We start from the raw sequence: 12007 nt of genomic DNA, 5'->3' as shown, positions 1-12007 counted from the left end.
TCTCCCAGACCAGGATTTCCGATGGTTCGGTCGCGGTAACCCGTTGGCCACCGGATGCCGTGAATCGCACGGCGTCGCCTTCGTGCAGTGCGCCCGCGCCTTCCAGCACCACCTCACCACGTGGGACGAACAGGTGCAGATAGGGCGCCTGCGGCAACTCCACGCTGTCGCCGGCCTCGAGCCGCGCGCCGCGCAGTGCGGCGTACTTGTTGCTGATGGTGATGGCGGCGTCGCCGGCGTACTCGGGCATGCCCGAGGCGATGGTCACAAACTTGCCGCGCAACGACTCGTCGTCGATCTCGAGCTGTTGGTAGCCGGGCGTGATGCCTGCCTCGTCGGGCACCACCCACATCTGGACGAAGTGCACGGGTTCGGAGTGTGAGCCCTCGCCCGTCAAGGTCCACGAGTCGTTCTTCTCCGAGTGCATGATGCCGCGGCCCGCCGACATCCGTTGCGCCAGACCGGGATAGATGACGCCGGAATGGCCCGTTGAGTCCTGGTGCATCAGCGATCCGCGTAGCACCCACGTGACGATCTCCATGTCGCGGTGCGGGTGCGTCTCAAAACCCGCGCCAGCCCTGACCCTATCGTCGTTGTTGACCAGCAGCAGTCCGTGATGGGTGTTGGCGGGGTCGTAGTTGCCGCCGAAGGAGAACGAGTGCTTGGAATCCAGCCAAGAGATCTTGGTGGCGGAGCGGTCTGCAGCGCGGCGGATGTCGACGATGTCGGTCGTGGTCATTTCGTAGAGCTCCTTGCGAGATCATTGCCAGCCTAGGTTGCTGTCACTGGACACGACAACTTAAATGATGTGTCATATATTCCATGTGGCTGTCCGAAGACCAGCAGCGGGTGTGGCGCAACTACCTGGCGATGAGCGCCAAGCTCCAGATGGAGATGAATCGTCAACTGCAGCGCGACTGTGGGCTCTCGCTCGCCGACTACGACGTGCTGGTCGCGCTCGACGAGCGTGACGCGTGCCGGGTCAACGAACTCGGTGACCGGTTGGGCTGGGAACAGAGCCGGCTCTCACATCAACTCAGGCGGATGCGGTCCCGCGGGCTCATCGAGCGTCACGGGGCGGACGACGACCGCCGAGGCGCCACCGTCGAGCTGACCGACGCGGGCGGGTCGGCGCTGGCGTCGTCGGCGCAGGGGCACGCCGACCTGGTGCGCGACCTCGTGTTCGACGGCATCGGTCCTGCCGAGCTCCGCGCCTTGGATGGCTGGACGTCGCTGGTGCTGGGACGGCTGCGGGAGCGGTGACGCCGGTCGGCTTAGTGTGTCTGCGTGGACATCAACGGAGCTAGCGCAATCGTCACTGGTGGCGCGTCGGGTATCGGCGCTGCATCTGCCCGCCAGTTGGCTGCCAAGGGAGCCAAGGTCGTCATCGCGGATCTACAGGCAGAACGCGGCGGGGCCCTCGCCAAGGAACTCGGTGGCGCGTTCGTCAGCGTGGACGTCACCGACACCGCGCAGATCGAGTCCGCCGTCAACGCGGCAGCTGAGCTCGGCCCACTGCGGGCCCTGGTGAACTCGGCAGGCATCGGTTGGGCCCAGCGCACGATCGGCAAGGACGGCGAGTTCGCCTCGGCGCACAACCTCGACGCCTACAAGAAGGTGCTCGCCATCAACCTGGTCGGCACCTTCGACTGCATCCGGCTGGCCGCCACCGCGATGAGCCGCAACGAGCTCACCGACACCGGTGAGCGAGGTGCGATCGTCAACATGACCAGCGTGGCGGCCTTCGACGGCCAGATCGGCCAGGCCGCCTACTCGTCGTCCAAGGGCGGCGTCGTCGGCCTGACCCTGCCGGTCGCCCGCGACCTGTCCGCAGTGGGCATCCGCGTCAACACGGTGGCCCCCGGTCTGATCGACACCCCGATCTACGGTGAGGGCGAGGGATCGGAGGCGTTCAAGGCCAAGCTCGGCGAGTCGGTCCTGTTCCCGCACCGCCTTGGCAAGCCCGAGGAGTTGGCCTCGATGGTGATCGAGCTGATCACCAACTCGTACATGAACGCCGAGGTCGTGCGCGTTGACGGTGGCATTCGGATGCCACCGAAGTAGCGTCACTGCACTCGGCTACCAGTCCTTCTCGTTCCCAGCCGGCCGGGCTAACGTGAGCGGGTGCGTCCCGTTGCGGTTCGACTGGCCGCCGTCGCGATGGCTTTGACCATGGCGATCAGTGGCTGCTCGGGCGACCGCGGCACCAGCACGGCGAGCGGACCCTGGCCCCCTGACCCGGGCCGGGGGTCATGTGCGGTGACCAAGCAGGATGACGTGCCCGCCACCATGCGTGACGGCACGGTCCTGCGCGCGGACGTCTACCGGCCGCGAATCTCCGACCCCGTGCCGGTGATCCTGATGCGAACCCAGTACGGCAAGTACGGCGCGCAGTCGGGAGACCGCTACCAAACGCCGGACTGGTTCGCCTCGCACTGCTATGTCGTCGTCGTGCAGGACATCCGCGGCCAAGGTGCGTCCGCAGGCACGTTCAGCGAGTTCACCCACGACCAGACCGACGGCTACGACTCCGTCGAATGGGCCGCGGCGCTGCCGGGTTCCAACGGCAAGGTCGGGATGTACGGGTCGTCCTATGTAGGTGCGACGCAATGGCTGGCCGCGGTCACCGCCCCTCCGCACCTCGTCACCATCGTCCCGGCAAACACGGCATCGGACTACTACGACGGGTGGACCTACGAGGGCGGTGAGTTCCGCTTGGCGTTCGTGCTGCCATGGGCCGTGGAGTCGATCGCGAAGACTGCGGCCATCAACCGCAACGACCAGGCGACCGTCCATGAACTCGCTGCTGCCGCAAACGATCCCACCCGTTGGCTGGACTTCCGTCCGTTCAAGGACCTGCCACCGATGCAGCCGGACAACCCGGCGGTGGCGCCGTGGTACTTCGACTGGATCCGCCACTCGACGCGCGACGACTTCTGGCGGCAGTTCAGCATCCGGGACCGCTATCCCTCGGTCACGGTGCCGGTGCTGCACTTCGAGGGCTGGTACGACGCCTTCCTTGCGGGCGGTGTGGAGAACTTCGCGGGCATGGTGGCCTACGGCGCGAACGAAAGCGCCCGCAACAACCAACGCCTGGTGATCGGGCCGTGGGATCACGTGGACTGGGGTCGGCCGGACTCCGAGCCCGCCCCGATGCTGAAGGCGATCGGGGCCGTGGCGAACAGCCCGATCAACGAGCTCATGCTCGACTGGTACGACCATTTCCTGAAGGGAAAGGACAACGGCGTCGCAGGCACGCCCCGGGTGGACTACTTCCTGATGGGCGCCAACGTCTGGAAGACCGCGACGAGTTGGCCGCTGCCGCAGACACATCCGACGACGTACTACCTATCCGGGCCGGGTGGCGCCGACCGCGAGGGGCAGTTGGGCGACGCTCCGCCCGCCGCTGAGCCACCCGACGTCTACACCTACGATCCGCGCTTCCCCGCGCCGAGCCTGGGCGGCCATTCCTGCTGTGGCGCCCAGTCCGGTCCGCAGGGGCCTTATGACCAGACCCCGGTCGAACAGCGCTCCGACGTCCTCGTCTACACGACTGCGCCATTGCCGCACGACACCGAGGTGACCGGATCGACCACGGTCAATCTCTGGGCCGAATCATCAGCTCCTGACACCGATTTCACCGCGAAACTCGCGGTCGTCAAGCCCGACGGCGAGGTCGTCAACCTCAATAACGGGATCCTGCGGACGTCCTTCCGCGACTCGCTGTCGAATCCGACACTGGTCCCGCCGAACCAGCCGATCGCCTATCGGATCCAGATCTGGCCGACGAGTTACGAATACCGGGCCGGCGACCGCATCAGGCTGGAGATCTCCAGCAGCGACTATCCACAGTTTGCTCCCAATCCCAACACCGGCGAGCTGTTCGGTCAGAGCGCCGCCACCGTGACCGCCACTCAGACGATCCTGCACGACGCCGCCCACCCGTCGAGCGTCACGCTGCCGGTGATCCCCGCCCATTGACGGGATCAATGTCAGACCCGTCTGCCATGATTGGACGTACGTTTGAAAATTGGAAAGAAGTGTGTCCGCCCACTTTTTCCTTGGCCGCTCCAAACGCCCGGCCTCAGCCGATCAGCGCATCTTGTTGCACGCCATCGACGGAGGATGCACGGTGTCCGGCTGCGACGAACCTGCCTACAACAGCGAAGTAGACCACCTCGTCGATTGGTCACCGGACGGCGCCACCGACATCGACCGGCTCACCCTGATATGCCAGACGGCAACCTCTCCGCAGGCCCGTCCGACGAGGAATGGCAAGCGCGGCGCCGCTACGACGAAGAGTCACTAGGCCAAACACTTTGGTACCCAGCGAAATCCGTCGGCCCAGCCGACAACCCAAGACCAACCGCTTCCATCGAAAACCCAAACGACCACGGCCCGAACCCGACGCCGCATAGTCGTTGACGCGGCTAGAGCGTCGCGGGCAGCCCGAACTTCTCGAAGAGGCCGTTCCCGGCGTGGAACGCGACGACGTGCCCGACGCCGCCCGGCCGGACCTCCAGCACGTGCAGCTGGAACTCCTCGTGCTTGCCGGTCTCGCGGTTGAGCATGTAGAGCGCGGCGGTGGGTTGGCCGTTGGCGGTGGTGCGTAGGAAGCGCATGTCGCCTGCCCCTTCGGCAGGACAGTGCGTCTTGGACAGCGTGACGATGTTCTCCGGGCCCTGGTACCAGCCGTCGAACGGCGGCATCTCGAAGATCGCGTCGGCGGTGAACAGCTCGACGAGCTTGTCCATGTCGTACGTCTCGAACGCCGCGATGTAGCGGCTCAGCAGATCCTGGGCCTCGGGTGAGTCCGGCGGAGCGATGTCGTCGTCCTGGCTGGGTTGCACCGCATCGATTTGCGCACGCGCGCGCTGCAGCAGGCTGTTGACCGCCGCGGTCGAGATGCCGATCGCCTCGCCGACCTCGGCTGCCTTCCACTGCAGCACCTCACGCAACACCAGCACCGCCCGCTGTCGCGGCGACAGATGCTGCAGCGCTGCGGCGAACGCCAACCGCACCGAGTCGCGGGACGCGACGATCACGGACGGGTCCGACGGATGTTCCCGCGGAGTGTCGGGCAGCGGCTCGAGCCAGGTGATCTCGTGGTGTTCGGCGATGTCGGCGGTGGGGTCGGAGCTGGGTGCGCCCAGCCCGGTGGGAAGCGGCCTGCGTTGACGTCCGTCGAGAGCGGTCAGGCACGTGTTGGTGGCGATCCGGTACAGCCAGGTGCGCACCGACGACCGGCCCTGAAAGCCCTCGTAGGACTTCCACGCCCGCAGATACGTCTCCTGGACCAGGTCCTCGGCGTCGTGCAGCGATCCCGTCATGCGGTAGCAGTGCGCCATGAGCTCTCGCCGGTAACGCTGTGCGTCGGCGAGAAAGGCGTCCTTCGAATCGAAGCTTTCGGCAAGCACGCTCACCCAGACGAGACTACCCAGACCCTGTGACAGACGACACCGTCATGGGCTGACCCGTTCAGCCTCGCCCGTTACTCTCCCCTGATGGCCACAACCCGCAGCGAACGCAGCTTCGAAGGGGTCGGCGGGGTTCGCATCGTCTACGACATGTGGACTCCGGAGGGCAGGAGCGACGCGACCGGGGAATCAGCACTGCACACCGATCCGACCGGCGTCGTGATCCTGTGTCACGGCTACGCCGAGCACGCCCGCCGCTACGACCACGTGGCGCAGCGCCTCGGCGAAGCTGGGCTCATCACGTACGCCCTCGACCTCCGCGGACACGGCCGTTCCGGCGGCAAGCGCGTCTACCTCAAGAACATCTCCGAGTACACCGCCGACTTCCATCACCTAGTCGGAATCGCCACCGCCGCGAACCCCGAACTCAGACGCGTGGTGCTCGGCCACAGCATGGGCGGAGGCGTCGTCTTCGCCTACGGCGTCGAGCATCCGGACGACTACGCCGCAATGGTGTTGTCAGGGCCAGCGGTGTACGCCCAGGACGCGGTGTCGTCGGGGATGATCCTCGTCGCAAATGTCCTCGGCAGCATCCTGCCCGGCCTGCCGGTCGAGAATCTTCCCGCCGACGCGGTGTCCCGAGACCCCGCGGTAGTCGCCGCCTACGAGGGCGACCCGCTGGTGCACCACGGCAAGCTGCCTGCCGGCATCGCCAAGGCGCTGATCGGGGTCGGTGAGACGATGCCGCAGCGCGCGGCCGCCCTGACCGCGCCGCTGCTCGTCGTGCACGGTGGGCAGGACAAGTTGATCCCCGTCGAGGGCAGCCGCCGCCTGATCGAGTGCGTCGGCGCCACCGACGCCAACCTGAAGGTGTACCCGGCGCTGTATCACGAAGTCTTCAACGAGCCTGAACGCGCCGTGGTGCTCGACGACGTGGTGTCGTGGATCGAGGTTCACCTGTGAGCGCCATCGGCCGCCGTCTCCTCCTGCTGATGACCGCTGTCCTGCTGGTCGCGGGATGCTCGTCTGGCGGCAATGACAACGCCGCACCACCGCAGCCGCAGGGTTGGGTCGACGAAGACGTCACCTTCACCGCGGACGGGCTGACCATCTACGGCACCTACCGGCACGACAGGAGCGCCCCTGCCGGTCCGGCGGCATTGCTGATCTCCGAGAGCGGAAACACCGACCGCAACGGTGACAACGCCGTCGCCGGGCCAGTCGGCAACATGCGACAGCTGGCGGAGTACCTGTCGGGCAAGGGCATCGCCACGTTGCGCTACGACAAGGCCGGAACGGGCAAGACGGGGCTCGGCCCGTACGCGCTGCGCCCGGGCGACGTCGGTAGCGCCGTCTACGACGTGGGCGCCAAGGCGGCCGTGCGATACCTTGCAGCCCAACCGGGCACCGACAAGGTCCGCATCTCCGTCTACGGGCTGGGGGAGGGCACGGTCCATGCCATCTCGCTTGGCGCCGACACTGCGCCGGACGCGCCAAAGATCCACTCGCTGGGCCTCTTTCAGCCATTGGCGGGCCGATACCTCGACATCATCACCGCACGCGTGCGCAGCGGGCTCGACGCCGACGTCAAGGCGGGCGCCAAAACGCCGCAGCAGGCCGACGCGGTCCTGAACGCATGGAACGCCGCGGTCGACGAGGCACGCACGAAGCGCACCGCGCCGGCCCAGCTTCCCGAGGGGTTGGGCGCCATCCTCAGCCCGTCCAACGTCAAGGTCGTCGTCGAGGCCGACGCGATCGATCCCCTCGCGATGGCCGCGAGCTTGCCCGCGGCCATGCCCGTGCTCACCACCTGCTCCGACTCCGACATCCAGGGCATGTGCACCGCCGAGAAGCCGCTCTTCGACGCCCTGGCCCACACCGCCCTCACCGTCGTCGAACTCAAGGGCGTCAACCACGTCCTGCGATACGACCCGACCGACAACGTCGGCAACTACGCCAAGCAGGACCCACTGGCGCCGCAGCTGGTGACGGCGCTGGACGGCTTCGTCACCAAGTAATGACTAGACTCCACTCGTGACGAAAACTGTTGTCGCCGAAGCCTATGGCGGCCCGGAAGTCCTCGTGCTCCAAGACGTCGAGTTGCCCGCGCCAGGTGAGGGAAAGGTGCTCGTCGACGTGCGTGCAGCAGGCGCCAACCCCCTCGACTACAAGCTGTACAGCGGTGACATGGGTAGCGATCCCGCCAGGCTGCCGATGCCGATCGGATTGGAGGCGGCGGGCGTCGTCGTGGCGGTCGCACCAGGGGTGGCCGGATACACCGGGCCACTGACAGTCGGCGATGCGGTGATCGTCACCGGTATCAGCGGTGGCTACGCCGAACGGGTCGTCGCCGGAGCCGCTGACGTGGGACACAAGCCGGAATCGCTGAGCTTCGAGCAAGCCGCGGGGCTGCTTCTCGTCGGCGGCACCGCGTGGCACCTGTTGACCAACACCCGGGTGGGGACGGGCGACACCGTGCTGATCCACGGAGCCAGCGGCGGTGTCGGGCTGATGGCGGTGCAACTCGCGGTCGCCCGTGGGGCGAAGGTCATCGCCACCGCGAGCCCGGCACGGCACGATCAGCTGCGCGGATACGGTGCCGAACCCGTTGCGTACGGCGAAGGTCTGGCCGACCGGGTGCGTGCGATCGGCACCGTCGACGCCGCCCTCGACCTGGTCGGCACCGATGAAGCCCTGCTCACATCGGTCGAGCTCGTCGCCGACCGGAGCCGCATCGCCAGCATCGCCGGATTCGCCAAGGCGCCCGGGCTGGGCATCGCGGTCCTCACCGAGGCCGACGGCGGTCAGCAGATCCGCGACGCCTCCCGCCCCGAACTCATCGACCTCGCGGCGCGGGGGAAGTTGGACGTGACCGTGGATCGGAGCTATCCACTCGACGAGGCGGCCGAGGCGCATCGCTATCTGCAGACCGGGCACGCCCGCGGAAAAGTCGTACTGGTTCCCTAACTTGAGCCTATGACGAACAGCGAGAAGCGAAGCGGGATTGCGCGTGTCTGACGACAAGATGCTGGCGCGCATCGCCGCCCTACTGCGCCAAGCCGAGAACACCGACAACCCGCACGAAGCCGAAGCGTTCATGTCGGCGGCTCAACGGCTCGCGACCACCACGTCGATCGACCTGGCGGTGGCGCGGGCGCATGCCGCGACGCGGAGTCCGGCGCAGGTCCCCATCCAGCGCACGGTCACCATCGGCGAGGCGGGATCCAAGGGGCTGCGCACCTACGTCCAACTGTTCGTCGCGATCGCCATGGCCAACGACGTGAAGTGCGACGTCGCGTCCAACTCGACGTTCGTGTACGCCTACGGGTTCACCGAGGACATCGACGCGACGCACTCGCTCTACGCCAGCCTGGTGGTGCAGATGGTCAAGGCGTCGGATGCCTACATCGCCACCGGTGAGCATCGGCCCACCCCGACCATCACTGCCCGGTTGAACTTCCACCTCGCGTTCGGGGCGCGCGTCGGACAGCGGCTCGGGGAGGCGCGCGAGGAGGCCCGGCAGGCTGCCACCACGGGTCGCGATCAACGCCCCGGCACGGCAATCGCGTTGCGCAACAAGGAACTCGAGCTGAAGAGCTTCTACCGGGAGGCATCCAAGGCGCGGGGCACCTGGCGTGCCACCAGTGCCTCGGCGGGCTATTCGTCGGCGGCTCGACGGGCCGGTGACAGGGCCGGGCGCCGGGCCCGGCTGGGGCCGAGCACCGAATTATCCAGCGCACGACGCTCATTGGACCGGTAGCGGACGGTGCCGCGGGACACGCAGCGCTCGAGGGTGTACGCCGCGGAGCAGTTCGTGCGGACGCTCTTCGACCGCGCTGCGGAGCGCGGCAGCCGTTCCGTCGACTTCTTCGGAGCACAGCTGACGCTGCCCCCGGAGGGACGGTTCGCCGCGGTGGATTCGGTGCAGCGCTACGTCGACGAGGTCCTTTCCCTGCCGGCCGTGCGGGCCCGCTGGCCCGCGCTGACACCCGTCGCGGTGCGAGGCAGGCGAGGGGTCACCGCGGCGCACTACGAGTGGACGCCCGAGGCGGCCGTCATAGCTGTTCCGGACCGTCAAACGAATTGGGCGCTCAGGGAATTGGTGGTACTGCACGAGCTCGCCCACCACGTGGCACGGGACGATCCACCGCACGGTCCCGAGTTCGTGGCGGCATTCTGCGAGCTGGCATCTGCGGTGATGGGCGCCGAGGTCGGTTACCTGCTGCGGGTGGTGTACGCGAAGGAAGGCGTCATGTAGGGAGCCTCGCCACGAACGCACCGACTACCGTGGAGGTCGTGAGTGAACCCGATCCCACCGCCCTTGACGCCATGTTCGGTCGACTGCTGCACACCGAGGACGCAGCGTTGACCGGCGCCCGGGAGGCCGCCGACGCCGCAGGCATGCCGAAGATCGAGGTGTCCGCCCAACACGCGAAGCTGCTGTCGCTGCTCGCGACCATCTCGCACGCCACCCGGGTACTTGAGATCGGCACGCTCGCCGGCTACAGCACGATCGCCCTGGCGCGCGGCGTCGGCCCCGGCGGACGGGTCGTCACATTGGAGTACGCGCAGGCCCATGCCGACGTGGCGCGTCAGAACCTCGACCGGGCAGGTGTCGGGGGCCGCGTCGAGATCGTCGTCGGCGCGGCCCTGGACACGCTCCCGCGACTGGCCGAGCGGGGCGAGGTGTTCGACTTCTTCTTCATCGACGCGGACAAGGAGAACAACCCCGCCTACGTCGAGTGGGCGGTCGCCCTGGCGCAACCCGGAGCCGTGGTAGTGATCGACAACATCGCCCGCATGGGACGCGTGCTCGACCCTGCGCCCGATGACCACCAGGCTCGCGGGGTGCACGACATGTTCGTGATGATGGGCGAGCACCCGCGGCTCGACACCGCAGCGATCCAGACCGTGGGCACCAAGGGGTGGGACGGATTCGCCGTCGCGGTGGTGCGTGATGCCTGACATCACCCCTGGGCCGCTGCGGTTCGTCGAGAACGTAGCCGGACTGGCGTATTCCCGGCCGGAAGCCGAGGACGCCTGGCGGCGCATCCTGACGTTCTTCTCCGAACACCTCGCCTGACGGGGCCTCTCGCGTAGCGTCGGCCCCGTGCAGCCTCGGGAGAGGACACGCAGGATCGCGGCCGCGACCGGACTGGTCGCGCTGTTGTTCGTGGCCGCCGCCGCCCTGCGCGGCTACCTCCCCGGGGCAGAACCCGGCCCGCGGGAGCCCGCGGCCGAGGACCCGCTGGCGTTGGCGGTCGTCGTCGGTCTGCTGGCCGCCGCGGTCGGCGTCGTCGCTGTCGCGGTGATCACCCGACTCCGGAACCGCGCCGCCGCCGCGCCACGCGTGGCGGGCCGGTCGGATTGGCTCCGCGGCGACGGTGGCCGCCCGACCTGGCGCGTCGCATTGATCGCGTTCGGTCTGATTCTCGGCTGGCTGCTGCTCTCCATGGTGCTCGGCGGGCTGGGTGGCGGCGGGCCCGACGGGACGGCCGCACCCGGTGCCGCGCCGACGACGGCAAGCCCGTCACCGGACCCCAGCGGCTCGGCGAGCGCCCTGCCACGACCGGACCCGGCCACGGGCTCCGATCTGCTGGGGTACTTCTACGGGGCGACGGTGATCTTCCTGCTCGTCATCGTCGTGGGCTCGATCGTCGCGGCGCACAGTCGGCGCCGTCCCGCGCCGATCACTCCCGCTCCGCCCGGCGACGACTCCATGCCGGAGACCGGATCCGAATCCCTGGCGCGCGCAGCGGAAGTCGGCCTCGCGGAGGTGGGTGACCTCAGCCGCGAGCCCCGCAAGGCGATCATCGCCTGCTACGCCGCCATGGAACGGGAGCTGTCACTCCTGCCGGACGCCGCCCCCCGCGAGTTCGACACCGCATCCGAGGTACTCGCTCGCGCGGTCGAGCACCACGCCCTTGCCCCCGACAGTGCGACGCGACTGGTCGACCTGTTCGACGAGGCGCGGTTCAGCCCGCACGTGATGGACGAGGGTCACCGCGACGTGGCGGTCGCCGTACTCACGCACGTGCTCGGTGAGCTGCGGAGCCACGCGTGAAGAAGCTGACGACGGTTGCGGTCGTGATGCTCATCGGAGCCCAGTTGCTCGCGCTGTCGCATCCCGATCGGCGCGTGGTGCTGTGGGTGGGGACCGCCGCCGCGGCGGCCGTCCTTCTGACGGTGCGCTGGTGGATGGTCCGCGACGCCCGCTCCGCGATCGACGAGACCCGCGCCCGCGATCCAGCCGAGTCCCTGCGGCGCTGGCGGTCGAAGACCGAGATTCTGATCGCCCGCGCCGACACCAACCGGTCGGACTGGGACAAGTATCTGCGCCCGATGCTCGCGAGACAGTTCGAACTGGCGACCGGACAGCGAAAGAAGAAGGATGCGAGCGTCTTTCACGCCACGGCGCTCGCGCTGTTCGGTGCGCAACTGTGGGTGTGGGTCGACCCCGACAACGTGTCGCGCAGCGGCGCCGCCGAACCGGGGCCCGGGCGTGCGGTGCTCAACGACGTCCTGCAACGCCTGGAGGCGATTTGACGTCCTCCCCGGGCTGAAGCCGGGGGATTTCAACCCCACACCCA

At 68.0% G+C, this 12007-nt stretch carries 15 protein-coding genes; 13 read left to right on the top strand and 2 right to left on the bottom strand.

Going from position 1 to position 12007, the window contains the following annotated elements:
* On the bottom strand, positions 1 to 739 hold a 739-nt coding region (locus QOI01_RS08975; protein WP_526380012.1), incomplete at its 3' end, for a pirin family protein.
* A gap of 74 nt (positions 740 to 813) precedes the next feature.
* Here QOI01_RS08975 and QOI01_RS08970 point away from each other — a divergent pair.
* The 4 genes from QOI01_RS08970 (at position 814) to QOI01_RS08955 (ending at position 4309) form a co-directional block, all read left to right on the top strand.
* Positions 814 to 1263, top strand: a complete 450-nt coding sequence (locus QOI01_RS08970) for a MarR family winged helix-turn-helix transcriptional regulator (RefSeq protein WP_526380030.1) — start codon at positions 814 to 816, stop codon at positions 1261 to 1263.
* 24 nt (positions 1264 to 1287) lie between these two features.
* Entirely contained in the window at positions 1288 to 2064 is a 777-nt protein-coding gene (locus QOI01_RS08965) for an SDR family NAD(P)-dependent oxidoreductase (RefSeq protein WP_526380010.1), read from the top strand.
* Between the two features lie 108 nt (positions 2065 to 2172).
* Positions 2173 to 3981, top strand: coding sequence for a CocE/NonD family hydrolase (locus QOI01_RS08960; RefSeq protein ID WP_526380028.1), 1809 nt, complete (start codon positions 2173 to 2175; stop codon positions 3979 to 3981).
* 61 nt (positions 3982 to 4042) lie between these two features.
* Complete coding sequence (locus QOI01_RS08955; RefSeq protein ID WP_526380008.1) at positions 4043 to 4309, top strand: hypothetical protein; 267 nt, start codon at positions 4043 to 4045, stop codon at positions 4307 to 4309.
* 121 nt (positions 4310 to 4430) lie between these two features.
* Here the strand turns inward: QOI01_RS08955 and QOI01_RS08950 are convergent, their stop codons facing one another.
* Positions 4431 to 5453 (bottom strand): RNA polymerase subunit sigma-70, encoded by a 1023-nt coding sequence (locus QOI01_RS08950; protein WP_526380026.1) that lies wholly within the window; start codon positions 5451 to 5453, stop codon positions 4431 to 4433.
* 51 nt (positions 5454 to 5504) lie between these two features.
* On the opposite strand from QOI01_RS08950, the gene QOI01_RS08945 reads away from it, so the two are divergent.
* The 9 genes from QOI01_RS08945 (at position 5505) to QOI01_RS08905 (ending at position 11963) form a co-directional block, all read left to right on the top strand.
* The gene (locus QOI01_RS08945) at positions 5505 to 6380 is read left to right on the top strand and encodes an alpha/beta hydrolase (RefSeq protein WP_526380006.1); all 876 of its coding nucleotides are present in this window, start codon (positions 5505 to 5507) and stop codon (positions 6378 to 6380) included.
* Between the two features lie 29 nt (positions 6381 to 6409).
* On the top strand, positions 6410 to 7435 hold the full coding sequence (locus tag QOI01_RS08940) for an alpha/beta hydrolase family protein (protein WP_526380024.1): 1026 nt from the start codon (positions 6410 to 6412) through the stop codon (positions 7433 to 7435).
* A gap of 16 nt (positions 7436 to 7451) precedes the next feature.
* A complete protein-coding gene (locus QOI01_RS08935) occupies positions 7452 to 8384 on the top strand; it encodes an NADP-dependent oxidoreductase (protein ID WP_526380004.1) in 933 nt (310 codons plus the stop codon).
* Between the two features lie 43 nt (positions 8385 to 8427).
* Positions 8428 to 9177 carry a DUF2786 domain-containing protein gene (locus QOI01_RS08930; RefSeq protein ID WP_526380002.1) on the top strand — a complete coding sequence of 250 codons (750 nt, stop codon included), beginning with the start codon at positions 8428 to 8430 and terminating at the stop codon, positions 9175 to 9177.
* Between the two features lie 6 nt (positions 9178 to 9183).
* Positions 9184 to 9675, top strand: a complete 492-nt coding sequence (locus QOI01_RS08925; protein WP_526380000.1) for a TIGR04338 family metallohydrolase — start codon at positions 9184 to 9186, stop codon at positions 9673 to 9675.
* A gap of 71 nt (positions 9676 to 9746) precedes the next feature.
* The gene (locus QOI01_RS08920; protein WP_526380022.1) at positions 9747 to 10382 is read left to right on the top strand and encodes an O-methyltransferase; all 636 of its coding nucleotides are present in this window, start codon (positions 9747 to 9749) and stop codon (positions 10380 to 10382) included.
* Complete coding sequence (locus QOI01_RS08915; protein ID WP_526379999.1) at positions 10375 to 10500, top strand: hypothetical protein; 126 nt, start codon at positions 10375 to 10377, stop codon at positions 10498 to 10500. Before QOI01_RS08920 ends, QOI01_RS08915 begins: the two co-directional genes overlap by 8 nt.
* Before the next feature lie 27 nt (positions 10501 to 10527).
* A complete protein-coding gene (locus QOI01_RS08910) occupies positions 10528 to 11481 on the top strand; it encodes a DUF4129 domain-containing protein (protein WP_526379997.1) in 954 nt (317 codons plus the stop codon).
* Positions 11478 to 11963: a hypothetical protein gene (locus tag QOI01_RS08905; RefSeq protein ID WP_526379995.1), complete on the top strand. Its 486-nt coding sequence runs from the start codon at positions 11478 to 11480 to the stop codon at positions 11961 to 11963. Before QOI01_RS08910 ends, QOI01_RS08905 begins: the two co-directional genes overlap by 4 nt.
* Positions 11964 to 12007 lie beyond the last annotated feature (44 nt).

This window comes from Mycobacterium sp. (assembly GCF_032162605.1).
GTDB lineage: Bacteria > Actinomycetota > Actinomycetes > Mycobacteriales > Mycobacteriaceae > Mycobacterium.
This window is presented reverse-complemented; position numbering and strand designations above follow the sequence as displayed.